Genomic DNA, 25,425 nt, shown 5'->3' on the forward strand with positions numbered 1-25,425 from the left:
CAGGGGTCAGCCGAAACGGTTTTCGCCGTATGTGCCCCTGAGCAGCATGAAGACGAAGAGCATGATGCCCCAAACCAGCATCACAATGGCCCAGAGCATCGTCAGCATTCCCATCGAAGCGAGAATGGCGTCCGGGTCTCGGATGCCCGAGGAGATGGCGAGGAAGGCGATCACGAAGCCGCCCAGGAAGCTCATCAGGATGTAAAGCCCGAACCACCAGCCCGAGCGGTTCGTGTCATGTAGCCGGCGCACCGTTACCGAGACCGAGGGCAGGAAGGTCGCGATGGAGATCACCGCGCTGATTGCGGCCCCGTCCTGACCCATCGAGGCCTCCGCAAAGCCGCCCGCGAACCCCGCCAGCGTCACGAACAGCACGAACCACCAATATTCCGACCGGCTCGCCCGACCTTTGAAGGTCACGTATTTCCGGAAGCAGACCTTGATCGCCTCGAAGAAGCCGCGCGAAGGCGCCCCGGCATACATCCCGTCCGAGCCAATCCCGCGCTTCGCGCGCTCGCGTTCGATCGAGGCATCGGCATAGGCGCGGGGATCGGCGGAGGAGAGCTTGCCCTCCTGCTGATGGCGCTGCGCAATGCGGGCCGCGTAATTCGTCGCGCCGCTATGCGGGTCGGCGCCCGTGGCCGCAGTGTCCGGGGCTCGCCGGAAGAAGTGATCGCCCGCAGGCTCCCATCCTTCCATTCCGTCTTGCCAAACCATCGTTTCGGGCTTGATACGACCTGCCCGCACCATATCCGTCATATGTTCTGCGGGGAACGGACCGACGGGATCTTTCCCATCGGCGTAATACCACTGCTCTGCCACGGCCTGCCTCGTTCACTATCGGTCGTCACCCCGGTTCACACGGAGTTTATTTGAGTGTGAGCTTAGGGTAAGGGAGAGCCGAGCGACAAGCGCGGAGGTTGATATGACGAAGAAAATCGCGATTCTGGGCGCATCGGGCTACACCGGCGCCGAACTCGTCCGGCTGATCGCCACCCATCCGAATATGGACATCGTGGCCCTCTCGGGCGAGCGAAAGGCCGGTATGGCGATGGGCGACGTGTTCCCGCATCTGCGCCATCTGGGCCTGCCCGATCTGGTGAAGATCGAAGAGATCGACTTCTCGAATGTCGATCTGGCTTTCTGCGCGCTGCCGCACGCGACCTCGCAGGCGGTCATCAAGGAGCTGCCGCGCGATCTGAAGATCGTGGACCTCTCGGCCGATTTCCGGCTGCGCGATCCGGCCGAATACGAGAAGTGGTACGGCAAGCCTCATACCGCGGTCGAGCTGCAGAAAGAGGCGGTCTACGGCCTGACCGAGTTCTACCGCGACACGATTCGCGAGGCGCGGCTGGTTGCGGGCACGGGCTGTAATGCCGCTGCGGGCCAATTCGCGATCCGTCCGCTGATCGAAGCCGGCGTGATCGACCTCGACGACATCATCCTCGATCTGAAGAACGGCGTGTCGGGCGCGGGCCGCTCGCTGAAGGAAAATCTGCTGCACGCAGAGCTGTCGGGCGGTGTCGCGCCCTATTCGCAAGGCGGAAAGCACCGTCACCTTGGCGAATTCGATCAGGAATTCAGCGCCTTGGCGGGCCGCCCCGTGATGGTGCAATTCACCCCGCATCTGGCACCCTTCAACCGCGGCATCCTCGCCTCGGCCTATGTGAAGGGCGAGCCCGAGGCCGTCTACAAGGCACTGGCAGACCGCTACGCGGACGAAATCTTCATGGAGATGCTACCTTTCGGCGCAGTTCCGTCCACCAGGTCTGTAACTGGCTCCAATTATGCCCATATTGGTGTATCAGGAGACAGGATCCCCGGGCGCGCGCTCGTGGTCGTGGCTATCGACAACCTCTGCAAGGGGTCGTCGGGACAAGCGATCCAGAACGCGAACCTCATGCTCGGGCTGGAGGAAAGCGAAGGGCTGATGCTCGCCCCCGTCTTCCCTTGATCCGCGTCAATGGCACGGCCAGCGCGGTAAGGTAGACGAAGCGGCATCTCAGGAGGCGAAGAGATGAAGAGTCTGAAGAAGAAACGTCGTATCCAGGTGCTCAGCGTGGCCGCGCTGGCCTTGGTGATCGCGACCGGCACGATCGGGTACTCGATGCGGAGCGGCATCAACTTCTTCCGTGCGCCTTCGCAGCTTGCCACCGAACCGCCGCAGCCCGGCGAGGTGTTCCGCCTTGGCGGGCTGGTCGAGAAAGGCTCGCTCAAGCGCGGTCAGGGCGAGGTTATCGAATTCAAGGTCACCGATGGCGGCGCAACCGTCCCGGTGAAATTCGCGGGCGTCCTGCCGGACCTCTTCAAAGAGGGCCAGGGCATGATCGGCACGGGCAAGATGGAAGGCGACACGTTCGTGGCCTCCGAAATTCTCGCCAAGCACGACGAGAATTACATGCCCAAGGAAGTCGTTGACGCGCTGAAGGAACAGGGCGTCTACGAGGGCCCGTCGTCGTAATCGCGACCCCGGCGAACGCTCTCTTTTAGCCCTCTTAATCGCACGGCCCGAGCCTGCCTGACGTTGTCATCAACGGAGGCAGGCCATGAAATCGGTCACCCAGATCGCGGCGGAGATCGTCGCGCGCGAAGGCGGTTATGTCGATGATCCGGACGATCCGGGCGGTGCGACCAAGCACGGCGTCACGCTCGGAACCCTGCGCCGGTTGGGGCGCGATCTGACAGGAGATGGCCGGGTGGACGAGATGGATATCCGCGCGCTCGACCCGGGCCAAGCCGCCGAGATTTTCATCGAGCATTACTATAAGAGCCCGCGCATCGACCGGTTGCCGCCCTCGGTGCAGGCCTCGGTTTTCGACATGTATGTGAACGCAGGCGGCAATGCGGTCGTCATCCTGCAACGCCTGTTGGGCGACATGGGCCAGCGCGTCGTCGTGGACGGGATCATCGGCCCGCAGACCATCGCCGCCGCCGAACTCGCCGATGCAGCCGCGCCCGGCTACTTCGCCGATGCCTACGGAATCGCGCGGCGCAACTACTACTACCGCATCGCCGATGCACGGCCGGCCAGCCGCAAATACGCAACGACGCGCGCGGGCGCGAAGGGCGGCTGGATCCGCCGCGCCGAGGAGTTCATCTCACCGCGCTTTCACCTCACCGAGGGCGAGCATCGCAAGCGGGTGGCGAAATGGGCGTGATCGAGAAATTGCTAGGCAGCGCAGGCGCGGTGAAGGCGGCAGGCGAAGCCGCCAGCTCGGTGGCGGAGGTCTTCGTGCCCAATGCCACGAAGAAGCTGGAGGCTGCACAGGCCGCCTAACTCGCAGCGCTTCAGGAGCACGGGGCGGAGTTCGAATTCATTCGCCCCGGCCGCTTCGACCGGATCGTGAATGGCCTCAACCGCCTGCCGCGCCCGGTGCTCGCTTTCGGGATCGTGGGGCTTTTTGTCTATGCAATGGTCGACCCGGTCGGCTTCGCGCAACGCATGGTGGGCTTGGCCTACGTGCCCGAGCCGCTCTGGTGGCTTCTGGGTGCGGTGGTCAGCTTCTATTTCGGCGCGCGCGAGGCGCATTACTTGCGGATGAAGACGGCGCTGCCGAAGCCGCCTGACGCTCTCGCTACGCCTCCGGTCGAGGAAAACGCGGCGCTCTCCGCTTGGCGGTTGCTCAAGAAACAGGACGAGTAGGGGGCTCTGCCCCTGCTCCCTGCGGGAGCCCCCCCGGGATATTTCGAAAGAGCGAAGAAACGCGCGGGGGCTGTCTTCGCTCTTGGTCAAATATCCCGGGGTGAATTCGCGAAAGCGAAGAGGGGCAGAGCCCCTGATGCGCCTCAGTCGCGGGTGCCTGCGAAGCGTTCCTGCCACTCTTCGCGCTCTTCATCCGTGATCTTGCGGAAGAGCACCTCGGGTGTGGTGAAGGCATGACCTGCGGGCAGCGTCTCGAGCGCCGTTTTCACATCGCCCGGCCAGCCGCGATCCGCGTCGCCCATCGCCTCGAGCATGATCTTCGCCGCATCGGGAATGAAGGGCGCCGAGAGCACCGCGTAGATCGGGATCAGGTTCAGCGCGAGCCGTGCAATGGCCGCTGCCTGATCGGGATCGGTCTTGAACACCGACCAAGGCGCCGACGCCTGCAGGTATTCGTTGCCCGCGACCCAAATCCCGCGCAGCTCCATCGCCGCCTTGCGGATATCCTTCTCTTCCATATGCGTCTCGTAGGCGCGGATGCGGGTGGTCAGATCCTCGATCAGGGCCGCTTCCTGCTCGCCCCAGCTTCCGCCTTCCGGGATCGCCTCGCCGAATTTCGAGCGGGTGAACTTGGTGATCCGGCTGACGAAGTTGCCCAGCACATCGGCAAGGTCCTTGTTCGCCGAGACCTGGAAATTCTCCCAGGTGAATTCGGCATCCGCGCTTTCGGGCGCGTGGGACAAAAGCCACCAGCGCCAGTAATCGGCGGGCAGAAGCTCCAGCGCCTGATCCATGAAGACACCACGCCCGCGCGAGGTCGAGAACTGGCCGCCATCGTAGTTCAGGTAGTTGAACGACTTGATGTAATCCACGAGCTTCCACGGCTCGCCCGAGCCGAGGATCGTCGCGGGGAACGAGAGCGTATGGAAGGGCACGTTATCCTTGCCCATGAACTGGGTGTAGGTGACGTCGTCGGCGCCCTTGTCGGTGCGCCACCAGCGCTCCCAGTCGCCACCCGTCTTCTCGGTCCATTCCTCGGTCGCGGCGATATATTCGATCGGCGCGTCGAACCAGACATAGAAGACTTTGCCGTCCATGCCCGACCACGGCGCACCCTCGAATTGCGCAGGCACGCCCCAGCTGAGGTCGCGGGTGATGCCACGGTCTTGCAGCCCGTCGCCGTCATGGAGCCATTTCTTCGCAATCGAGGTGGTCAGCACCGGCCAGTCGGACTTGCTGTCGATCCACGCATCCAGTCGATCCTTCATCGCCGACTGGCGCAGGAACAGGTGCTTGGTCTCGCGCATCTCCAGGTCGGTCGAGCCCGAGATCGTGGAATGCGGGTTGATCAGGTCCACCGGGTCGAGCTGCTTGGTGCAGTTGTCGCATTGATCGCCGCGCGCGCTCTCGAAGCCGCAATTGGGGCAGGTGCCCTCGATATAGCGGTCGGGCAGGAAGCGCCCGTCTGCCTTGGAATACATCTGGGTTTCCGAGACTTCACGGATCAGCCCGGCTTCGGCCAGCTTCACCGCGAAATGCTGCGTCAGGCGATGGTTCTGCGGGCTGGACGAACGCCCGAAGTGATCGAAGCTGAGCCGGAAGCCTTCCGCGATCTTCGCCTGCACCTCGTGCATCTCCGCGCAGTACTCGGCGACCGGCTTGCCTGCTTTCGCGGCGGCGAGTTCGGCGGGGGTGCCGTGCTCGTCGGTGGCGCAGATGAACATCACCTCGTTGCCCCGCGCGCGCTGGTAGCGGGCGAAGAGATCAGCCGGCAGCTGCGAGCCCACGAGATTGCCGAGGTGCTTGATGCCGTTGATATAGGGAATGGCCGAGGTAATGAGATGGCGCGCCATGTAGGACCCTCTTGCTGTGGAGCGTTTGAGCGCGGGTTTACTAGGGAATCATGGGAAGGGCTAGGGGGGAGCGCCGAGACGCACCGCTTGCGTCTTTGCGATCAGTCGAGCGTGTAGACCTTGCCGATTGCGTCGTCGGTTTCGCGCCATGTCTCGAAGCCCGCTTGGCCGTAATAGGCAAGCGCAGCAGCGTTCTCTGTGCCGATATAGGCTTCGATCTTCGTGAGGCCTGCCGCGCGTGCTGCGCTGAGGCTCCAAGCCCACAGTCTGCGCCCGACACCGCGCCGGGCCGCCGAGGGGCGTACATGCGTGCCGATGATGCCCCAGCCTTCCGGCGTCCCGTAGGGATTGCCCGCACGCGCATGTTTGAGCGACTGGAGCCCGAGGGCACGGCCTTCGTCATCCTCGCAGATCGCGCAGCGGATGAGGTCGGGATGCGCCAGATAATGCGACCGCACGAATTCCGCGTCGCTGGCTTTGCTGCGCCGGTCCGAGCTCACTAGCTCTTCGAGTACGTCGGCCAAGGCTGCGGCGTCTGCGGGCGTGGCGTTTCGGGTTCTCACGGGCGGCTCCTATCAATTGTCTGAAATCGCGCGCGACTGTGGAAGCGGGGCCTGTCGGGGGCAAATCACGAAACGAGGCGCATTGCGCCACGCCTCCAAGGCTTGCTTTTGCGCGGGTGGCGTCGATAGTCGGGGCGAGACGGAGTGAGCGTAGGGGGCAAGCGGTGCTGATACATGCCGGAGACGATCGGAGCGTTTCGATCGACCTCGCGCTGGCGGTCTGGCTGGCGCTGGTCGCGGGCGCGGTGAATGCGGCCGGGTTCCGGGCGCTGGGGTATTTCTCGGCCAACATGACCGGGAATGTCTCGACCGCGACCGACCTGCTCGCGCTGGGGCGGTTCGGCACGGCGATCTGGTTCCTGCTGCTTCTACTGGCCTTCGTTTTCGGGGCCTTTGCGTCTGGGGTACTGATCGATGTCGGGCAGCGCCGGCGGCTGCACGGGATCTACGCGCTGTCGATCCTGCTGGAAGCCGGGCTGCTGATCGTGCTGACGATCCTCGACATGGTCTGGGCCGCGGCGATGAGCGAGCATCTGATGATGATCGGGCTCAGCTTCCTGATGGGGCTGCAGAACGCGGCGAGCACGAAAATCTCAGACGGGCGGGTGCGCACGAGCCATGTGTCCGGCATCGCGACCGATCTGGGGCTGGAGCTTGCGGCGCTCTTGCCGGGCGCGCGCGATGCCGAGACCAGGCAGGTGCTGCGCTCGCGGCTCCTGCTACATGTCGCGACGCTGTGTTCGTTCTTCGCGGGCGGGATTGCAGGCGTGCTGGGATATGAACGGATCGGCCCGATGGTCTTCGCGCTGGCGGCGGCGCTGCTGATCGTCATCGCCGTGCCGGAACTGCGCAAGGTCTATCGCGGGGGGCGGTGAGCCTTGCCGTTATGAGCGAAAGGGACGCGCATGAAAAAGGGCGCCCGCGAGGCGCCCTTTTCCGTAACAGTCATGCAGCTCAGGCTTAGAAGCCGAGGCCGGCATATTTGTTCTTGAACTTCGACACGCGACCACCGGTGTCCATGAGGCGCGACGAACCACCGTTCCACGCCGGGTGCGAGGTCGGGTCGATGTCGAGGGTGAGGGTGTCGCCCTCGGAGCCCCAGGTCGAGCGGGTCTGATACTCGGTCCCGTCGGTCATCTTGACGGTGATCGTGTGGTAGTCGGGATGGGTTTCGGCTTTCATCGTCCCGCTCCTTATTTCGCAGCTTTGGGCTTGTAGTGGGTGTCTTCGGCGATACGAGCCGACTTACCGCGACGAGCGCGCAGGTAGTACAGCTTGGCGCGACGCACGCGGCCACGGCGGACCACTTCGATCGAGTCGATGTTGGTCGAATACAGCGGGAACACACGCTCCACGCCTTCGCCGAAGGAGATTTTGCGCACGGTGAACGAAGCCGCCAGCGTGTCGCCGCCCTTGCGCGAGATGCAGACGCCTTCATAGGCCTGCACGCGCGAACGGGTGCCTTCGGTCACTTTGTAGCCGACGCGAATGGTGTCACCGGCTTTGAAATCCGGGATGGTCTTGTTGAGCTCGGCGATTTGTTCCGCCTCGAGCTGTGCGATCAGGTTCATCGCAACGTCCTTTCACATGCTCACGGTTTGTCCCGTGAAGGTTTCGCCGCCTCAGAGCTCCGCGTCTTCATCGGGTCCGGTCGCCTTTTCAGGGTCGCGCCCGCGGGAGATTTCAGGTCGTCTTTCGCTTTTTGCGCCCTTCGCCGGTGCCGTGTCGCGGACCGAAGAAGGCTCCGCCGGGCAACAGCAAAAGGGTCCGAGGGCCGATTCCGGTCCGGACCCGCGCGTATTACGGGGAAATGGGTAACGGATCAAGGGGGAAGTGGGGGTGGCGAGGTGCGCTATGCGGACGAGGCGAACATCTGGTATCATTTGAGAACCTGAGGTTCGACGGAGCTAGGCGCCTGCGAAAATCTGATTGGAAAGCAAAACAGAAGCCGGGAGGAACATACAGTGCAACCAAAAGGACTTATCTTGCTTGTATGCGTGCTACCAATCGCAGCGGTCGGTTGTACGCCATCCCTGAACTCTGGCCCTGTGATAATAGGCTCGACAGCCACCGGTGATCTAATGACGCCAGAGGCGGCGGAGTTGAAATGTCAGGAAATCGGGAAAAAATCTACACTTCGGATTACACAAAGCCGGACCGATAATGTCTGTATTTAGGTCTAGATTCAAAGTGTTGAGCCAAGGGGTGCGAGGCTTCTAGGTGCACCTCGGCCTGCAACTGACCCTCACTCCCCACGCTTCTCCCACAAATCCGGCCGGCGTTCCTGCGTGAGCTTCTCGCTCATCTCGCGGCGCCAGTCTTCGATCTTCTTGTGGTTGCCCGAGGTGAGCACTTCGGGGATCGAACGGCCTTTCCATTCGGCGGGGCGGGTGTATTGGGGATGCTCCAGCAGCCCGCTGGAGTGGCTTTCCTCGACCGCGCTCTCGGCATTGCCGAGCACGCCAGGGAGCAGCCGCACGGTGGCGTCGATCAGCACTTGGGCGGCCACTTCGCCACCCGTCAGGACGAAATCGCCGATCGAGACTTCCTCGACGCTGAAATGTTCCAGCACGCGCTCGTCCACGCCCTCGAAGCGACCGCAGAGAAGCGTCATGCCATCGGCTGCGGCGAAGCGGCGTGCCATCGCTTGGGTCAGGGGCTTGCCTCGGGGCGAGAGATAGACGACCGGCCAGCGCGCACGGTCATCCGGCGTGCCGTGGGCGGCCTGCTTGAGCGCCTCGCCCACCACATCGGCGCGCAGCACCATGCCCGCGCCGCCGCCCGCTGGCGTGTCGTCCACATTGCGGTGTTTGCCGATGCCGAAGGGGCGCAGGTCGATCGTCTCCAGCGCCCAGAGGCCCAGATCCCGGGCGCGGCCCAGAAGGCTCAGGCCCAGCGTGCCGGGGAAGGCCTCGGGGAAGAGCGTGACGATCTTCGCGGTCCACGCGCCCTTTAGCCGCGGCTGCTCGTCCATCAACGAGCTGGGCTTGCGCGTCGGCGAGATCGTCAGACGGCCATGCGACTTGGTCGCGAGCTTGGGTTTGTCGTCACTCATCGGATTTCGCCTCTGCCTCTTCGCGCCATGCTGCCCGCAATATGGCGCGCTTTTTCTCTTTTGTAGCCTCGCGCGGCAACCCTTCCGCGTTGATCGCGGCGAGTTGGTCGGCGAGCGCCGCCCGGTCCACCCTCCGCGGGCGTGCATTGGCCGTGATCCCGAGACCAAGCGACGCGCGCACCTCGGGGGGGACGTCCATCAGATCGAGGAACGGCGTAAGCGGGCCGTGGGGATTGTCGCGGGCTTCGTCGAGCATCACCCATCTCACCGGGACGGGGTGCACAGTGCTCACGATCTCGCGCAGAACGGGGGCGAGGTCGAAGCCCGACAGCCGGGTGCGGAAGGTGTCGAGCGTGTCCGTCAACATGCCGCTGCGCACATGCTGCCAATGCAGGCTCTCGATCCACGCGGTCTTTTCGCGCGTGGTCAGGAAGAGCTGCAACTCCAGCGAGTCTTCGTATTTCGCGCGGAAGACCTCGGCCAGCGCGCCCATCAGGGCGGGCGTCGCGGAATAGTCCAGCACGCCATCGCGGCCCGGCATATGGCCTGCGAGCCCTTCGATCGAGATCACGGCCTGCGTGGTGTCTTCGGAGAGGGCGTCGGCCCAACTGGCCAGCGCGGCCTGATAGAGCCCCAATTCGAACGGGTCGCGGGTCAGTGAAAAGGCGCGGGCTGCGGCGGCTGCGTCGGGAATATCTTCGCGGAGCGCAATCGCCCAATCTGGCAGATGGGCGCTGACTTCGCGCAGTCCGGTCTGGATCGTGGAGGTTCCGGTCTTGTGAAAGCCCGGATGGACGATCACGCGCATCCGATCACAGATCCTCGGGCGGGTCGGCGACGATACGCTGGGCGGCGAGGTCCACGGTCGGCACGATGGCTTTGGTGAAGGGCAGTAGCAGCGCCTGTTTGCGCCCGGGCGCGAAAATTTCGAGAATGTCGCCCGCGCCGTGATTGTGGACCGCGCGCACGGTGCCGATCTTGGTGCCGCCGGTATCCACCACCGTCAGCCCGATCAGGTCGGCATGGTAGAATTCGTCGTCAGGAAGCGAGGGCAGCTTGTCGCGGTCGGCCCAGAGGGTCACTCCGCGCAGCGCATCGGCCTCTTCCTTAGTGGCCACGCCCGACAGCCGTGCGCCAAGACCGTTCTTCAGGCCCCGCGTCAGCGTCACGTCGAACTGGCGCGCGCCGTCTTCGGTATAAAGCGGGGCGTAGCCCACGATATCCTCGGGTTCGGCGCAGAAACTCTTGAGGCGCACTTCGCCCTGCACGCCGAAAGCTCCGGCGATGGCACCCACGCAGACGCGTTCGGGTTGGGTCATGATGCGATCCTCTGTGCTAGATCGGATGGGGCAGGGGCCGGGCACATATCGCGCCCGGCCCGCCAGCCATCCATAGCTGCCGATTATTCTTCGGCGGGTGCTTCTTCAGCGGCGTTCGCCTCGGCGGCCTTGGCGGCACGCTGCTCGGCGCGCTCCTGGGCTTTCTTGCCCGGAACGGCTTTCTTCATGTTGGCGCGGGTCGGCTTGCTGCGCTCGCCAGCGGCTTCGAGGAAGCGCGCGATGCGATCGGTCGGCTGCGCGCCTTGGTCGAGCCAGTACTTCACGCGCTCGATGTTCATCTTCACGCGGTCTTCGCTGTCTTTCGGCAGCAGCGGGTTGTAGGTGCCCAGCTTCTCGAGGAAGCGGCCGTCACGCGGCATGCGCGAGTCGGTAGCGACGATCGAATAGAACGGACGCTTCTTGGAACCCCCACGAGCGAGGCGGATTTTCATAGCCATGTCAGTTGTCTCCTTTGGATGGCTGGTGATGGGCCGGATGGCCCGTCATTTCTGGAATTTCTCGTGATGCCGGATCACTTCCGAAATCACGAAATTGAGGAACTTCTTCGCGAATTCCGGGTCGAGCCCGGAATCGCTCGCCAGCTTTTCGAGCCGGGCGATCTGCTTGGCCTCCCGATCGGGATCGGAGGGCGGAAGGTCGTGCTCTGCCTTGAGCTTGCCGACGGCCTGCGTCTGGGCAAAGCGTTCGGCCAGCGTGTAGATCATCACCGCATCGAGCCGGTCGATGCTGTCGCGATGCTCTTTCAGCAACTCAGCGGCACGGGTGGTTGCATCGCTCATGCGGCGGCCTCCTTCGGTGCGGGGTGACGCCAGACGACGATCGGCGGCTCCCCGGGATAGGCGGCCTGCGGGTCGGGGCGCGCGCCCAGACGCTCGGCCAACGCGGTCGAACGGGTGTTGTTCGGGTCGATGTAGCTGACCGCGGTGGACCAGTTCAGATCCCGGAACGCATGGGCGATCACCGCGCGCGCGGCCTCGGCCACGTAGCCCTTGCCCTCGGCGTCTTGCGACCAGACCGACCACGCGATCTCGGCTTCGGGCCAGCTCTCGGGCATCCAGGGGCCAAGCGCGCCGAAACCCTGATCCGAGCCGCGCTCGGTCATCACGAACATGCCCCAGCCGCGGAGAACCCAATGGCCGGTGATCGCAGCGAAGCTCCGCCATGCGGCTTCCGGGGTCGGCTCTTTCACCGGGCGGAACCAGTGGCTGCGCTCGGACATGTAGAAATCGCGCCATGCTTCCCAGTCCGCAGCCCTCGGGGCGCGGAGCACGAGACGCTCGGTCTCGAGAACAGGGGTGGGGGAGAGCGCGACGGTCATCTCGATTACTTCTTCTTGCCGAAGCCCGACAGGCCCGGCGGCAGCGCGCCGCCCAGACCGGGCATGCCGCCCTTGGGCATCTTGCCGCCCATCGCCTTGGCGGCGGCTTCGACCTCGGCGGGATCCATGTTTGCGAGATCCGGCGCACCGCCGCCCTTGCCGCCCATCATCTTCATCGCCTGTTTCATCATGCCGCCCTTGCCCATCTTGGCCATCTTCTTCATCGAGTCGGACATCTGACGGTGCATCTTCAGCAGCTTGTTGAGGTCGGAGACCTCAAGGCCTGCGCCCGCCGCGATGCGCTTCTTGCGGCTCGCCTGAAGGATCTGCGGGTTGGCGCGCTCTTTCTTGGTCATCGAGTTGATGAGCGCGATCTGGTGGGTGATCGTCTTGTCGTTCAGGCCCGCATCTTCGGCCTGCTTGGCGTATTTCGACATGCCCGGCATCATCCCCATGACGCCCTGCATCCCGCCCATCTTGATCATCTGATCGAGCTGGTTCTTCATGTCGTTCATGTTGAACAGGCCCTTCTGGAAGCGCTTGGCCATGCGCTCCGCCTGTTCCTGTTCCAGCGTCTCCTGCGCGCGCTCCACGAGGGCGACGATATCGCCCATGCCGAGGATGCGGCCCGCGATACGCTCGGCCTCGAAGGTCTCGAGCGCGTCCATCTTCTCGCCCAGGCCCACGAAGCGGATCGGCTTGCCGGTGACCGCGCGCATCGAGAGCGCCGCACCGCCGCGACCATCGCCGTCCATCCGGGTCAGCACGACGCCCGAGACGCCGACCTTCTCGTCGAACTCGGTCGCGACGTTGACCGCGTCCTGACCGGTCAGGCCATCGACGACGAGGAGGGTCTCACGCGGGTTCGCGACATCGCGCACCGCCTGAACCTCGTCCATCAGCACTTCGTCGATATGCAGACGGCCCGCGGTGTCGAGCATGTAGACGTCATAGCCGCCCAAAGTTGCCTGCTGCTTCGCGCGCTTGGCGATCTGCACGGCGCTTTCGCCCTTCACGATCGGCAGCGTGTCGACGCCGATCTGCGTGCCGAGAATCTGCAACTGCTCCATCGCCGCCGGGCGGTTGGTGTCGAGCGAGGCCATCAGCACGCGCTTGCCTTCGCGGTCCTTGAGACGCTTGGCGAGCTTGGCGGTCGTGGTGGTCTTACCCGAGCCCTGCAGACCGACCATCAGGATCGGCGCGGGCGGGTTGTCGATCTTCAGCGCATCGGCGGCCTCTTCGCCCGCGAGCATCTTGATCAGCTCGTCATGGACGATCTTGACGACCTGCTGGCCCGGCGTGACCGATTTGGTGACCGCAGCGCCGGTGGCCTTGCCCTCGACAGATTTGATGAACTGGCGGGCGACCGGCAGCGAAACGTCGGCTTCGAGAAGCGCGACGCGCACTTCGCGCATGGCCGTTTTCACGTCATCAGCGGAAAGCGCACCTTGTTTGGTCAGCCGGTCGAAGACGCCACCTAGGCGCTCTGATAGACTTTCGAACATGGGCCACCCTCCTGTGATTGGGGCCGGGACAAACGACAAGCGCACCAGTGGGCGCAACGCGCTGACTGGTGGCGATCCCGACCTCATGCCGGGACCGGAGGGATTCGTCCTCCGGGGAAATCTCGCGTGAACTATGACAAAGGCCCCGCGGAGTCAACCACGGGGCCAGTCGGGGGAGGTAGGGACGTCTTTGCAGACTGGGGGATCAGGCTGCGAGGTGGATGATCTGCTCTTCGGCCTTGGCGACCGCCGCAGCCTCGTCGAGGTTCACGCCCTCGGCGGCAACCACGGTCACGTCGGTGATGCCGATGAAGCCCAGAACCTGCTTGATGTAGGGCGTCGCGAAATCGAAGGCGGAGCCCTGCGGCACGCCGCCCGAGGAGTAGGCGATGACAACGCGCTTCGGACCGGCGAGGCCTTCGGGGCCAGCCTCGGTGTAGCGGAAGGTCTCGCCCACGCGGCAGATCATGTCGATCCAGTGCTTGAGCGGGCCGGTGACGCCGAAGTTGTAGACGCCGCAACCGATGACGATCGTGTCGGCAGCTTTGAGTTCAGCGATCAGCTCGTCGGACAGGGCGAGCAGCTCTTTCTGTTCGTCGCTGCGCTGGTCGGCGGGGGTGTAGGCTGCGCCGATCCACGCTCCGTCGATGGAAGGAATGGCGGTCGCATCGCGGGCGGTGACGTCGCCGCCGAGCCGTTCGACGATCTTGTCGGTGAGGCGTTTGGAGATCGACGCGTCGCCCTTGATGGAGCTGTCGATACGAAGGGTCTTGGTCATGGGGAGGACTCCGTAAAACGTGTTCGATGTGGGGTCGTGAATTTCGTTCTGCACCTTACTTGTCTCTTGCAATCCAGAACGCAACGGGCATGATCGAGCAGATCATGTTCACGGATGCACAGCATGAGCTTTGACAGTTGGGATGAAATTCGCACCGCTTTCCATGTGGCGCGGATCGGCACGGTCTCGGGCGCGGCCGAAGTCTTGGGGGTTCACCACGCCACGGTGATCCGCCATGTCGATGCCTTGGAGGACAAGCTGGGCACCAAGCTGTTCCAGCGCCATCCGCGTGGCTACACGCCGACCGAAGCGGGGCAGCAATTGCTCTCCGTGGGGCAGGCGACCGAAGATCAGTTCAGCCAACTCGCCGCCCGGATCGCAGGCGCGGGCGACGAAGTCACGGGCGAATTGATCGTGACGTCGCTGACCGCGGTTTCGGTGCTTGTCCTGCCCGCGATGGAAAAGCTCTTGGGCGAATATTCCGGGCTGCGGCTGCGCTATCTCACCGATCAGCGCGTGTTCCGGCTGGAATATGGCGAGGCGCATGTCGCGATCCGCGCCGGCAACCGCCCGACCGAGCCTGACAACGTCGTGCAGTCGCTGGGCCGGATGCAGAACGCGCTCTATGCGAGCCACGCCTATGTAGAGCGTTTCGGGATTCCGCGCTCCAAGGAAGAGCTCGCCAAGCATCGCTTCGTCTCGAACGACAACCGCGACAGCCGCGCGCCGTTCTACCGCTGGCTGCGCGACAACGTCCCCGACGAGCAGGTCGTGTTCCGCGCGAACGAGCACGAGAGCCAGGTCGATGCGATCAAGGCGGGGCTGGGCCTGGGCTTCCTGACCGTGCCGATGGGCCGCGCCGATCCGACGCTCGAAGAGGTGGTGAAACCCTACGATACTTGGGACACCAACCTGTGGCTGGTGACCCATGTCGATTTGCACCGGACGCCGAAGGTTCAGGCCGCCGTGAAAGCGATCAAGGAACAGGCGGCCCGTTCGGACGGTCTGATCCTGAGTTGACTTCAGAACTGAGCTATTCGGCTGCGTGCAGCCGTACGGGGGCCGGTGCGGGCTCCGCCTCTTCGCGCGCCTTCCGACGTCGCGCCACGGCCTTCGCGCCGAAATTGTCGCGCCCGTAGGCGAAGGCGAATTGCAGCGCGAGCCCGCCGAAGATCAGCAGCGTATCCTGCCAGAACCCGCCCGGATGCACCTGCTTCACCGTCTGGCCCGCGATTGCCAGCACCGTGCCGAGTGCGAAGATTGGCAGCGAGTGGCGTCCCAGCATCCGGATCGGCTCCAGCACGCGCGCCTCGGCGATGCGCGGGATGATCCCCGGCAGCGACAGGATGTAGGCGAGCGCCAGCAGGTGCGACAGGCGCGGCAGCGACACGAAGGTCTTGTCGAAGCCCGCGATGAAGAAGGGCACGTTCCATTGGCGCAACTGCCAGACCGCGTGGCCGAAATTCTTCAGCATCCAGCCGTTGTGAATCCAGACGAAGGTCAGCGCCAGCCAGCCCGCCGCGAGGGCGATAATCCAGCCCTTCACGGGCACGAGCCGCTTGCCCTGGCGCAGCGACAGCCCGGTCAGGATGCCGAGGCTGAACACCAGTTGCCACGCCAGCGGGTTGAAGAACCAGCCGCCCTCCATCGGGTAGTTCGGCAGGTTCAGCCGGAACAGACCCGTCGCCACCCAAAGCCCGACCGAGGTCGCCAGCAATGCCAATTTGCTGCGCTGACCGATCCGGATCAGCGCGGGCGCCATCAACAGGAGCGCCATATACATCGGCAGGATGTTCACATAGCCCAGCTGGTGGCCCAGCGTCGCGATCCCGATCAGGAAGCCGAACGGGTCGGTGCCATAGATCTTCATCGCGTTCTTGGACAGCATCGCCTCGTTGCCCCAGAACTGCACGGCGGCCGAGACGATGGCGATCGCCCAGACGGCAGTTAGGATATGCACGAGATAGAGAAGCCACGCTCGGCCCCAGAGCCGCGAGGTGCCTTCCCAGCTCAGTCCCTTCGCGAGCGCCGGGCCGTAGGCCAGCGCGGCGGCGAGGCCGGACATGAAGACGAAGCCCTCCGCCGCATCCGAGAAGCCCAGATTGCGGGAGGTGAAGTTCTCGTAGAGATTGCCCGGGATGTGATCGATATAGATCATCACCAGCGCGAGGCCGCGGAACAGATCGATCCGCAGGTCGCGCCCGGGTTTCATCAGCGCAATGTTACGCATGTGCGGGGCTCCGGTGAGGGGCGTCCGCGAAACCGGCGCGGTCGCCCTCGGGGGTCGGGAAAGCGTTTTCCCAGCGGGTGAAGATCGCATCGTGCAGACGCAGGATGCGCGGCGTTTCGATTTCGCTCGGCACCAGCATAAGCTGCGAGCGCGACGGCTGCGACGACCATGAGATCAGCCACGGCGCGGCGACCATCGGCAGACCCACCGGCAGCAGCCAGAACAGCAGACCCGGCGCGAGCCACCACGTGACGGCAAGGCCCGTCGCGCCGATCGCCACGATCCACCACGCCGCGGTGAACCCGTCGGCCACACTCAGCCGCCCGTCACCACGGTTGTTGGTGGGCCAGCCGCCATCCGCGCCGAACAGCACTTGAAACACCGAGCGCGTCGCGAAGGCCAGCAGCACCGGAGCCGTGAGCGAGGAGAAGAGCAATTCGCTCAGCGTCGAAGCGAAGGCGATGTTGCCGCCGCCGAAGCCGCGCGCCGTGCCATTCATCGCCGCACGCGCCGCGATGAGCAGTTTCGGCACCAGCAGAAGCCCGAAAATGCCGATGGCGAGGCCGATCGCTTTCGAGGCCTCTGACGGCGGGAAATAGGGGAAGGGCCAGTAGGGCTCGGGGAAGTAATCCGGCGGCGGCATGAACAATGGCGCCGCGACCGAGGCCACGAGAAAGCCCAGCCAGAACAGCGGCGCGATATAGGCCATGATGCCCTGCGCAAAGACGAACCGCGACCAGCCCCGCAGCCCCGGCGCGCCAATGATGCGCGCATGTTGCAGGTTGCCCTGACACCAGCGGCGGTCGCGCTTGGCGTGATCGACGATATTCTCGGGGCCTTCCTCGAAGGAGCCCTCCAGATCGTCGTCGAGCCGCACGAGCCAGCCGTTGCGCGCCAGAAGCGCTGCTTCGACATAGTCGTGGCTCATCACATGCCCGCCGAAAGGCGGTTGCCCCTTCAGCGCAGGCAAGCCGCAGCTTTCGGCGAAGGCGCGGGTGCGCACGATGGCGTTATGGCCCCAGAACGGGCCGGTCCTGCCCTGCAGCATCGCCAAGCCGCGGGCGAAGACGGGCGAGAAGAAGCTGGCCGAGAATTGCATCGCACGGGCGAAGCGCGAGCGCCCCCGCACGACTTTCGGCAGGGTCTGCAGCAGGCCCAGACGCGGTTCGGCCTCGATCCGTCGGATCATCTGCAGGATCGTCTCGCCTTCCATCAGGCTGTCTGCATCGAGGATCAGCGCGAAATCATAGGCCGCGCCGGAGCGGGTGATGAAGTCCTCGATATTCCCGGCCTTCTTGCCCACGTTGTTGGTGCGGCGGCGATAGAAGAAGCGGCCAAGCGCGTCACGCTCTTCCACGAGATGGGCGAAGACCTGCACCTCGCGCTGGGCGATGTCGTCTTTCCGGGTGTCCGAGAGGATCGCGAAATGTACCTCCGCGTCGTCGCCGGTCGCGGCGAGCGAGGCGTCCATCGCGGCTACGCGCGAGAAGGTGGAGACGGGGTCTTCGTTATAGACCGGCACCAGCACGACCGTGCGGCCCTGAATGCGCGCATGCGGGTCCACCCGCGGCGGCGGCTCGGCGCGCGAGGTCAGCCCGATCAGCGCCTGCACCGCGCCCCAGGCGAGCCAGAGCGTCGAGATCAGGATCAGAAGCGCGCGCACCACGTCGAGCGTTTGCAAGCCGTCGGCCTGACCGAACTGAATGAACAGAACGAAGGCCCCGATACCTGCAAGCGCCGCCAGCCCGAGCGCCAGAGCGCGCAGGCCGATCAGCAATGCGCCGCGAGGACGCGCGAGCGCGGACATGTCAGGTGCCTTCCCCGACCGGGCGGCGGGTCAGCATCCGGGCGAGCCGGGTACTCAGCCGAAGATCGGGTTCGATCTGTTGCGCAGGCATGGCCATCGGGGCCACCAGCAGCGCGGCGGGCCCGGCAACGAGGTCTTCGGGCGACAGCCGGCGCTGGGCGCGCGGCTGGTCGGTCAGCGCCGGCACTTCCGGCAGCGTCAAATGTGAAATCATGTTTTGGTCCACTGGTAGAGCCAGGTCTCGGAGAGGTTCCGTCCAAAACCAGCAAGAGTGGCAGAGAGTTCCACGGGCGCGTCGCCATCGGCGGAAATATCCAGCACGAGACGCCAGACATTGTCCTGTTCGACCTTCGAAAGGGTCTGCGTTTCGATCTTGCCCTTGTTCGCGTGGGTGACCGGCTTGATCTCGTCGACGGCGGAGGCCGGCAGGCGCGAAATCTCTCCGCCCTTGAAATCAATGACGAATTTCCGGGTGCCCTTGGTGTTTTCGACGCCCGAGACACCGCCGGTCCCGGCCCATGTCTGGTCCACATAGGCGCGCTGATCGCTCGGATCGGGGGGCAGATCGCCCCATTCCAGCCGATAGGCGAATTCCAGCGCATCGCCTGCTTTTGCCGGAGCTTCGGGCACCCAGAAGGCGACGATATTGTCGTTCACCTCGAGTTTCGAGGGGATCTCGACCAGCCGAACCATGCCCTTGCCCCAGTCGCCCTGCGGCGTCACGCGGACCGAGGGGCGGCGCTCGTAGCGGGCCGAGGCGTCCTGATAATGATCGAATTCGCGCTCGCGCTGATAGAGGCCGAAACTCTGCGGCGCGCTCTCGGCGAAATAGGAGGAGGCGAGCTTGTTGGGGTTCTGCAGCGGTCGCCACAGCTTGTCGCCATCGGCCTGCTCGATCGCGAGCCCGTCGCTGTCATGCACGCGCGGGCGGTAATCGTCGAAATTATGCCGGTTGCGCGGCCCGTAAAGGAACATCGAAGTCAGCGGCGCCACACCGAGCTGCTGGATGTCCTCGCGGATGAAGAGACGTGCGGTCACGTCGACCGAGGTCGCCTCGCCAGGGGTGATGACGAATTTGTAGGCCCCCGTCAGCGAGGCCGAATGCATCTCGGCGAAGACGGTGATCGAGGTCGCGCCCGAGGCCGGGGTCTCGACCCAGAACTGGGTGAAACGCGGGAATTCCTCTGCGACGGAGACGCCGGTGTTCACGGCAAGCCCGCGGGCCGAAAGGCCATAGGCTGAGCCGCGCCCGAGCGCCCGGAAATAAGACGCGCCCTGAAACGCGATCAGCTCGTCCATGACATCGGGGCGGTTGAGCGGCGTGTTCAGCCGGAAGCCCGCGATGCCCGGCAGATCGGCATGTTCGGGGACGATCTTGCGGGCTTTGCTCTGGTAGATGAAATCGTCGGTCGAGAAGTTCATCGGGCTCGCTTGCCCGTTCTCGACGCTGGAGAGATGCACCGGCTCTTTGAAAAGCCAGCCCAGATGGAAGGCCTGCAACTCGAAGCGCGTGTCTTCGATATTCTCGAAGCGCGACTTGTCCGGGTCGAAGCGGATCATCCGGTAGCTGTCGTAATCCAGCTTGCTCAGGAAATCGGCCGAGCTGGTCTCGGGCGGAACGGCGTCTCCCTTCGCGGCCTTCTGCATCCGTGCCGCGAGATCGTCGAAAGAAAACGGCGATTGCTGCGGTGCGGCGGGGGGCGGGGTGGGAGCGGTAGCGGGTTCGGCCGGGGCGGCGCTGTCTTGCGCGAGCGCATGACCGGGCCAGCCTCCCGCGGCGGCGAACGCGCCAAAAGCGGAACCGGCGGCGAGGAGCTGTCGGCGGGAGAATTGGGGCACTTGCACAGTGCGGGGATTAGGCATCTGTTTCCCTGCGATTACAGTCGCTTCGCACGGAGAAAAACCACCGTGCTGCATTTTGCATAGCCACATGCCCAGAAAAACTGCAAGAGGGTATGCGAGGCCCATCGGACGGACAGGGTCGAGCCATGCGATTCTCGCATAACATCGCCCATCCATGCATCGAAAAGCGCGATTTCCCGCCGATTCAGCGACATTTGTGCCGCAGAATGCCGCATGTGCAAAATGGCGGGAGAGGGGCCGATCGCTGTCGCTTTGAGGCGGCCTCCGCACAATGCCTTGCGATTCTACTCAGGAAACGCCGTCGCGAAGCTTGACAGACATGCCCCCTGTGCGCAGGTAAAGTAATGCTTGCGCGGGGGGAGAGTGCGGTCGCATCCATCGCCCCAAGGCCCGCCAAAGAACGGACCGGAGAGAAGATGTCGCCTGCCTTGATCGCCGCTTTGCCCTTCCTGGGCGCAGCCATGCCGTCGATCCTTATCCGCACCGGACGCACCAATGCCGCCGCGGTTTCGGCCCTGTTTACGGGGCTGGCGCTGCTCGGGTTGTTGCTGAACCTGCCGACCGTGATGGCGGGTGGTGTCGTCGAGACCAAGATCGACTGGCTGCCCTGGCTGGGCCTGAACGTGAATTTCTGGATCGACGGTCTGGGGATGCTGTTCGCGACGTTGATCCTCGGGATCGGGTTGCTGATCATCCTCTATGCGCGGTTCTACCTGTCGAACAAGGACCCGGTCGGCCAGTTCTACACCTATTTGCTGTTGTTCCAGGGCGCGATGGTGGGCATCGTCCTTTCGGACAACATACTGCTTTTGCTGATCTTCTGGGAGCTGACCTCGCTTAGCTCCTTCCTGCTCATCGGCTATTGGAAGCACCTGCCCGCGGGCCGTCAGGGCGCGCGTATGGCTCTGACCGTGACCGGTCTGGGCGGTCTGTCGATGATCGCGGGCATGCTGATCCTCGGCAATATCGCGGGCAGCTACGACATCTCGGAAATCCTGCAGCACAAGGACGCCATTCAGGCGAGCCCCTATTACATCCCGGCTCTGCTGCTGATCCTCGGCGGCGCTTTCACCAAATCCGCGCAGTTCCCGTTCCATTTCTGGCTGCCGCACGCGATGGCGGCGCCGACGCCCGTCTCGGCCTATCTACACTCCGCCACGATGGTGAAGGCGGGGCTGTTCCTGATGGCCCGTATGTGGCCGGTGCTCTCGGGCACGCCGGAATGGTTCTATATCGTCGCGAGCGTTGGTTTGATCACCATGCTGATCGCCGCGAAAATCGCGATCTTCAAACACGACATGAAGGCGCTGCTGGCCTTCTCGACCGTCTCGCATCTGGGGCTCATAACCTTCATGCTGGGACTAGGGACCGAAGCCGGGGCGCTGGCCGCCGTGTTCCACATCATCAACCACGCGACCTTCAAGGCGGCGCTCTTCATGTCGGCGGGCATCGTCGATCACGAGGCGGGCACGCGTGACCTGACCCGCGTCTCGGGGCTGCGCAAGCTGATGCCGATCACCTTCGTGATCGCGACCATCGCGGCGTTGTCGATGGCCGGTATCCCCTTCTTCAACGGGTTCCTGTCGAAAGAGATGATGCTGGAGGCCGCAGCCCATACGAAGTGGCTCGACAATAGCTGGCTGATCCCGGTGCTGGCCACCATCGCGGCGCTGTTCTCGGCCACCTATGCGTTCCGTTTCATCAGTCACGGCTTCTTCGGCCCGCCGCCGGAGAATCTGCCGAAGACCCCGCATGATCCGCCCTTCGGCATGTGGATCAGCCCGGCCTTCCTCGCTTTCCTCGTGATCGCGATCGGTCTGTTCCCGATGGCGGTGGCGGGCGGCTATGTCCAGATGGCGACCAATGCGGTCGTCGGTGGCGGCTATCACATGCACGAGCTGAAGATCTGGCACGGCGTCACGCCCGCGCTGATCATGTCGGCCATTGCCGTCACCGGCGGTATCGCTCTGCTCGCCGCGCATCGCCCGTTCCAGCGCCTCTGGGACGCCACTCCGCGCCCCGAGGCCAAGGCGATGTTCGACTGGGTGGTCGCGAAGGTGCAGAGCCTTGCGGCCTGGATCACCCAAGGGCTGCATACCGGCGCGATGGCGCGTTACCTGATGCTGTTCACGATAACCGCGGTCGGGGTGGGGCTCTATGCCTTCATGAGCGGCACGCTGGGACCGCAGACACGTGCGCTGACGCCGGTGAACGGCGCGGCGGTGACCTCGTGGCTGCTGCTGCTGACGGCCACGATGTGTATCGTGGCCTTCCATCACAACCGCATCCTCGCGCTGGTGCTGATCGGGATCGTCGGCCTGACCGTCTCGATCTCCTTCATCTTCCTCTCGGCGCCCGACCTCGCGCTGACGCAGATCTCGGTCGAGATCGTGACGACGGTGCTGATGCTTCTCGCGCTGAACTTCCTGCCGAAGATCACCTCGATCGAATCCAGCCGGATGAAGATCGGCTTCGACGTGGGGCTTTCGGTCGCGGCGGGCGTTGCGGTCTCGGGGCTGATCTACGCCCTGCTGACCCGCGATTTCGCCTTCCCGACGATGTCCGGCTACATGCTCGACAACAGCTACAACCTTGCGGGCGGGGACAACGTGGTGAACGTGATCCTCGTGGACTTCCGTGGCTACGATACCTTCGGCGAGATCACGGTGCTGGGCATCGCCGCGCTGGTGATCTTCGCGCTGACCGAGGCGCTGCTGCAGGGCGCGTCCTCGCGCAAACTGATCGCATGGCGCCCCGACGTGCCGCGTGGCGGCGACAAGCACCCGCTGATGCTGCTGATCGTGACGCGGGTGATGATGCCGATCGCGCTGGTCGTGGGGCTCTATATCTTCCTGCGCGGCCACAATGAGCCCGGCGGCGGCTTCATCGCCGGTCTCGTCGTCGCGATCGCGCTGGTGACGCAATACATGGCCTCGGGCTTCGCGTGGACGCAGGCGCGCCAGAAGGTCTATTACCACGTGCTGATCGCCTCCGGCGTGCTGGTCGCAGGGATCACCGGGGCCGGGGCCTTCTTCAACGACATGCCCTTCCTGACCTCCGATTTCGGCTATGTGAAACTGCCCGGCCTCGACAAGTTCGAGCTGGCGACCGCTGCGGGCTTCGACCTCGGCGTGTTCCTCGGCGTCGTGGGCTCGGTGATGCTGGCGCTTGGCGGGCTGAGCCGCCTCGCACGCCGCGCCGCGATGGGCGAGGAAGGCGGCGAGGAGGGCGCGCATATCGCGGCCGAGAAACCCGAGGCCCGCGTGCTCGCGCCGCTCTCGGCCGGGCCCTATCCGCCTGAAGCCAAAGTGCCGCGCCGCTGGTGGAAGACCGCCCGCGCCGCGCGCGAAGCCACCCAGAACGAGCGTGACACCGTGCACGAGAACAAGAAGACCAACGGGGGCGATCACTGATGGAAGTGCTCGTTGCATCGGCCATCGGCGTGCTGACCGCCGCCGGCATCTACATGATCCTGCGTCTGCGCACCTTCCCCGTGGTGGTGGGCATGTCGCTGCTGTCCTACGCGGTGAACGTGTTCCTGTTCGCCACCGGTCGTCTGGTGATCAACCAGCCGCCGATCCTGCGCGACGGCGTCACCTCCTATACCGACCCGATCCCGCAGGCGCTGGTCCTGACCGCGATCGTGATCTCCTTCGGGATGACGGCGGTCGTGGTGATGCTCGCGCTTGGGGCCTTCATCGAGGCGGGCAATGACCGCATCGACCTCGAGGAAGAGGAGGACGGCCAATGATGGAGCATTGGATCATCGCGCCCGTCCTGATCCCGGCGATGCTCGCGCCGCTGATCGTGCTGTGGATGCGCTACGATCTGGTCACGCAGCGCGTGGCCTCGATCCTCGGCATGTCGGCGCTGCTGGTGCTGGCCATCGTGCTGATGGTGTCGGCCTCGATGGGCCCGCCCGAGGTCTATCGCCTCGGCAACTGGGAGCCGCCCTATGGCATCGTGCTGGTCCTCGACCGGCTGTCGGCGCTGATGCTGCTGCTGACCTCGATCCTCGGCCTCGTGATCGTGCTCTATGCGATCGGCTCTGGCTGGGACAAGCGCGGCTGGCATTTCCACTCGCTGATGCAGTTCCAGATGATGGGGATCAACGGCGCCTTCCTGACGGGCGACGCGTTCAACCTGTTCGTCTTCTTCGAGGTTCTGCTGATCGCCTCCTACGGTCTGATGATCCATGGCGGCGGGCGCGCGCGGCTGAAATCGGGCGTACAATACGTGGTCTACAACCTCGCGGGCTCGACGCTGTTCCTCTTCGCGCTGGGGACGATCTACGCGACGGCCGGCACGCTCAACATGGCGGATCTCGCGGTGAAGGTGGCCGAGATGCCGACCGAGCAGACGGCGCTGATCAAGGTCGGTGCGGCGCTTCTGATGTTGGTCTTCGCGGTCAAGGCCGCGCTGGTGCCGCTGCAATTCTGGCTGCCCGCGACCTACACGAACGCGCCCGGCCCGGTGGCAGCGCTGTTTGCAATCATGACCAAGGTCGGCACCTACGCAATCGTCCGCGTCTATACGCTGATCTTCCCGATCACCGGCACGATCGGCACGCTTGCCCATGACATCCTGCTGCCTTCGGCCTTCCTGACGATCGCGATCGGGATGATCGGCATTCTCGGCGCTCGCGATATGGGCCGCACGGTCGCCTATGCGGTGATCGGCTCGGTCGGGACGATGATGCTGGCATTTGCGCAATTCACCCAAGGCGCCACTTCGGCGGGCCTTTACTACATGATCCACTCGACGCTGACCGCCGGCGCGATGTTCCTGATCGCCGATCTCGTGCGCGAGCGGCGCGGGCGCTGGGGGCTCGGCTTTACCGATGCGCCACTGATGAAGAACCACGGGCTGATGGCGGGCATGTTCTTCATGGGCGCAATCGCGATGGCCGGGATGCCGCCGCTCTCGGGCTTCCTCGGCAAGCTGATGATCCTCGATGCGACGCGCGGCCAATGGGCGCTTTGGGCGACGGTTCTCGTGACCTCGCTGATCGCCATCGTGGGCTATGCCCGTGCGGGTAGCCAAGTGTTCTGGCGCTCCTACGCGGTCGAGGCCGAGGAGGACGATCTGCCGCCCGCGCCGAAGGATGCGAGTTCTCCGGGCCTCGCCTTTACCGCGACCGGTATCCTGCTGGCCGGGTCGGTGGCGCTGACCGCGCTGGCCGGACCTGCGAGCACCTGGCTGCAGGGCACCTCCGCGCAGCTGTTCACGCCGTCGCAATATATCGACGCGGTTCTCGCCGGCGCGGAAGAGCGCGCACAGGAGGCGGCACGCATCGGCGCCCATGAGCATGGCCATATGGAAGTGAGCGAGGAAATGCAGGCCGAGGACGGCCATGGCGGCGACACCAGTGCCGCCGACCCGCATGCCGACGCTCAGCCCGCCGATCAGGCCGACACCCACACCGGAACCGAGACGGGGCAGGACGCCCCCGCCGCGGCGCATTGAGGGG

Annotated in this window: 27 protein-coding genes; 10 read left to right on the top strand and 17 right to left on the bottom strand. The window is 64.6% G+C overall.

Annotated features, from left to right (window positions below; all coding sequences use genetic code 11):
• Nucleotides 1–6: 6 nt before the first annotated feature.
• A complete protein-coding gene (locus ACZ7GB_RS14270; RefSeq protein ID WP_472159204.1) occupies nt 7–822 on the bottom strand; it encodes a DUF805 domain-containing protein in 816 nt (271 codons plus the stop codon).
• A 103-nt stretch (nt 823–925) separates the two neighbouring features.
• Here ACZ7GB_RS14270 and argC point away from each other — a divergent pair, with 103 nt between their 5' ends.
• From argC to ACZ7GB_RS14295, 5 genes are all read left to right on the top strand, one after another.
• Nucleotides 926–1,954, top strand: a complete 1,029-nt coding sequence (gene argC, locus ACZ7GB_RS14275) for an N-acetyl-gamma-glutamyl-phosphate reductase (protein ID WP_472159205.1) — start codon at nt 926–928, stop codon at nt 1,952–1,954.
• 63 nt (nt 1,955–2,017) lie between these two features.
• Nucleotides 2,018–2,461, top strand: a complete 444-nt coding sequence (gene ccmE, locus ACZ7GB_RS14280) for a cytochrome c maturation protein CcmE (protein WP_078522044.1) — start codon at nt 2,018–2,020, stop codon at nt 2,459–2,461.
• 85 nt (nt 2,462–2,546) lie between these two features.
• On the top strand, nt 2,547–3,158 hold the full coding sequence (locus ACZ7GB_RS14285) for a holin-associated N-acetylmuramidase (protein WP_472159207.1): 612 nt from the start codon (nt 2,547–2,549) through the stop codon (nt 3,156–3,158).
• A complete protein-coding gene (locus tag ACZ7GB_RS14290) occupies nt 3,155–3,277 on the top strand; it encodes a hypothetical protein (protein WP_472159208.1) in 123 nt (40 codons plus the stop codon). The genes ACZ7GB_RS14285 and ACZ7GB_RS14290 overlap by 4 nt, the downstream gene beginning before the upstream one ends.
• A 66-nt stretch (nt 3,278–3,343) precedes the next feature.
• Nucleotides 3,344–3,643, top strand: coding sequence for a holin family protein (locus ACZ7GB_RS14295; RefSeq protein WP_472159209.1), 300 nt, complete (start codon nt 3,344–3,346; stop codon nt 3,641–3,643).
• A gap of 143 nt (nt 3,644–3,786) precedes the next feature.
• On the opposite strand, the gene metG is transcribed toward ACZ7GB_RS14295, so the two are convergent.
• A complete protein-coding gene (gene metG, locus ACZ7GB_RS14300) occupies nt 3,787–5,496 on the bottom strand; it encodes a methionine--tRNA ligase (RefSeq protein WP_472159211.1) in 1,710 nt (569 codons plus the stop codon).
• Between the two features lie 101 nt (nt 5,497–5,597).
• On the bottom strand, nt 5,598–6,059 hold the full coding sequence (locus ACZ7GB_RS14305) for a GNAT family N-acetyltransferase (protein ID WP_472159212.1): 462 nt from the start codon (nt 6,057–6,059) through the stop codon (nt 5,598–5,600).
• A gap of 164 nt (nt 6,060–6,223) precedes the next feature.
• Between ACZ7GB_RS14305 and ACZ7GB_RS14310 the strand changes: the two genes are divergently transcribed.
• Nucleotides 6,224–6,934, top strand: coding sequence for a YoaK family protein (locus tag ACZ7GB_RS14310; RefSeq protein ID WP_274963243.1), 711 nt, complete (start codon nt 6,224–6,226; stop codon nt 6,932–6,934).
• 85 nt (nt 6,935–7,019) lie between these two features.
• Here the strand turns inward: ACZ7GB_RS14310 and rpmE are convergent, their stop codons facing one another.
• The 10 genes from rpmE to ACZ7GB_RS14360 all read right to left on the bottom strand — a co-directional run bounded on the left by rpmE (nt 7,020) and on the right by ACZ7GB_RS14360 (nt 14,055).
• Nucleotides 7,020–7,241, bottom strand: a complete 222-nt coding sequence (rpmE, locus tag ACZ7GB_RS14315; RefSeq protein ID WP_078522037.1) for a 50S ribosomal protein L31 — start codon at nt 7,239–7,241, stop codon at nt 7,020–7,022.
• Between the two features lie 11 nt (nt 7,242–7,252).
• Nucleotides 7,253–7,630 carry a 50S ribosomal protein L19 gene (gene rplS / locus ACZ7GB_RS14320; RefSeq protein ID WP_075775806.1) on the bottom strand — a complete coding sequence of 126 codons (378 nt, stop codon included), beginning with the start codon at nt 7,628–7,630 and terminating at the stop codon, nt 7,253–7,255.
• A 674-nt stretch (nt 7,631–8,304) separates the two neighbouring features.
• Nucleotides 8,305–9,114 (bottom strand): tRNA (guanosine(37)-N1)-methyltransferase TrmD, encoded by an 810-nt coding sequence (trmD, locus tag ACZ7GB_RS14325; protein WP_472159213.1) that lies wholly within the window; start codon nt 9,112–9,114, stop codon nt 8,305–8,307.
• Nucleotides 9,107–9,922, bottom strand: coding sequence for a hypothetical protein (locus tag ACZ7GB_RS14330; RefSeq protein WP_472159214.1), 816 nt, complete (start codon nt 9,920–9,922; stop codon nt 9,107–9,109). Before ACZ7GB_RS14330 ends, trmD begins: the two co-directional genes overlap by 8 nt.
• Before the next feature lie 4 nt (nt 9,923–9,926).
• Complete coding sequence (gene rimM, locus ACZ7GB_RS14335; RefSeq protein WP_078522034.1) at nt 9,927–10,433, bottom strand: ribosome maturation factor RimM; 507 nt, start codon at nt 10,431–10,433, stop codon at nt 9,927–9,929.
• Nucleotides 10,434–10,516: 83 nt separating this feature from the next.
• Complete coding sequence (gene rpsP, locus ACZ7GB_RS14340) at nt 10,517–10,891, bottom strand: 30S ribosomal protein S16 (protein ID WP_078540310.1); 375 nt, start codon at nt 10,889–10,891, stop codon at nt 10,517–10,519.
• Nucleotides 10,892–10,936: 45 nt separating this feature from the next.
• The gene (locus tag ACZ7GB_RS14345; protein ID WP_078522032.1) at nt 10,937–11,233 is read right to left on the bottom strand and encodes a chorismate mutase; all 297 of its coding nucleotides are present in this window, start codon (nt 11,231–11,233) and stop codon (nt 10,937–10,939) included.
• A complete protein-coding gene (locus tag ACZ7GB_RS14350; protein ID WP_472159215.1) occupies nt 11,230–11,772 on the bottom strand; it encodes a GNAT family N-acetyltransferase in 543 nt (180 codons plus the stop codon). Before ACZ7GB_RS14350 ends, ACZ7GB_RS14345 begins: the two co-directional genes overlap by 4 nt.
• Nucleotides 11,773–11,777: 5 nt before the next feature.
• Nucleotides 11,778–13,277: a signal recognition particle protein gene (gene ffh / locus ACZ7GB_RS14355; RefSeq protein WP_078522030.1), complete on the bottom strand. Its 1,500-nt coding sequence runs from the start codon at nt 13,275–13,277 to the stop codon at nt 11,778–11,780.
• 205 nt (nt 13,278–13,482) lie between these two features.
• On the bottom strand, nt 13,483–14,055 hold the full coding sequence (locus ACZ7GB_RS14360) for an FMN-dependent NADH-azoreductase (RefSeq protein WP_472159216.1): 573 nt from the start codon (nt 14,053–14,055) through the stop codon (nt 13,483–13,485).
• A 123-nt stretch (nt 14,056–14,178) separates the two neighbouring features.
• Between ACZ7GB_RS14360 and ACZ7GB_RS14365 the strand changes: the two genes are divergently transcribed.
• Nucleotides 14,179–15,075, top strand: coding sequence for a LysR family transcriptional regulator (locus ACZ7GB_RS14365; protein WP_078540305.1), 897 nt, complete (start codon nt 14,179–14,181; stop codon nt 15,073–15,075).
• Nucleotides 15,076–15,088: 13 nt separating this feature from the next.
• On the opposite strand, the gene ACZ7GB_RS14370 is transcribed toward ACZ7GB_RS14365, so the two are convergent.
• The 4 genes from ACZ7GB_RS14370 to ACZ7GB_RS14385 are packed head-to-tail and all read right to left on the bottom strand — an operon-like array spanning nt 15,089 to nt 19,955.
• Nucleotides 15,089–16,285 carry an OpgC family protein gene (locus ACZ7GB_RS14370; RefSeq protein ID WP_472159218.1) on the bottom strand — a complete coding sequence of 399 codons (1,197 nt, stop codon included), beginning with the start codon at nt 16,283–16,285 and terminating at the stop codon, nt 15,089–15,091.
• Nucleotides 16,278–18,092 carry a glucans biosynthesis glucosyltransferase MdoH gene (mdoH, locus tag ACZ7GB_RS14375; protein WP_472159219.1) on the bottom strand — a complete coding sequence of 605 codons (1,815 nt, stop codon included), beginning with the start codon at nt 18,090–18,092 and terminating at the stop codon, nt 16,278–16,280. The genes ACZ7GB_RS14370 and mdoH overlap by 8 nt, the downstream gene beginning before the upstream one ends.
• Nucleotide 18,093: 1 nt before the next feature.
• Nucleotides 18,094–18,306 carry a hypothetical protein gene (locus ACZ7GB_RS14380; protein ID WP_472159220.1) on the bottom strand — a complete coding sequence of 71 codons (213 nt, stop codon included), beginning with the start codon at nt 18,304–18,306 and terminating at the stop codon, nt 18,094–18,096.
• Complete coding sequence (locus ACZ7GB_RS14385; RefSeq protein WP_472159221.1) at nt 18,303–19,955, bottom strand: OpgD/OpgG family glucan biosynthesis protein; 1,653 nt, start codon at nt 19,953–19,955, stop codon at nt 18,303–18,305. The genes ACZ7GB_RS14380 and ACZ7GB_RS14385 overlap by 4 nt, the downstream gene beginning before the upstream one ends.
• A gap of 416 nt (nt 19,956–20,371) precedes the next feature.
• Between ACZ7GB_RS14385 and ACZ7GB_RS14390 the strand changes: the two genes are divergently transcribed.
• The 3 genes from ACZ7GB_RS14390 to ACZ7GB_RS14400 are packed head-to-tail and all read left to right on the top strand — an operon-like array spanning nt 20,372 to nt 25,421.
• Nucleotides 20,372–23,368, top strand: coding sequence for a monovalent cation/H+ antiporter subunit A (locus tag ACZ7GB_RS14390; RefSeq protein ID WP_472159222.1), 2,997 nt, complete (start codon nt 20,372–20,374; stop codon nt 23,366–23,368).
• Nucleotides 23,368–23,706 carry a Na+/H+ antiporter subunit C gene (locus tag ACZ7GB_RS14395; protein WP_078522021.1) on the top strand — a complete coding sequence of 113 codons (339 nt, stop codon included), beginning with the start codon at nt 23,368–23,370 and terminating at the stop codon, nt 23,704–23,706. The genes ACZ7GB_RS14390 and ACZ7GB_RS14395 overlap by 1 nt, the downstream gene beginning before the upstream one ends.
• Nucleotides 23,706–25,421, top strand: coding sequence for a monovalent cation/H+ antiporter subunit D (locus ACZ7GB_RS14400; RefSeq protein WP_152845234.1), 1,716 nt, complete (start codon nt 23,706–23,708; stop codon nt 25,419–25,421). Before ACZ7GB_RS14395 ends, ACZ7GB_RS14400 begins: the two co-directional genes overlap by 1 nt.
• Nucleotides 25,422–25,425: the final 4 nt, after the last annotated feature.

Source organism: Thioclava sp. PTB-PU3-1 (assembly GCF_055666785.1).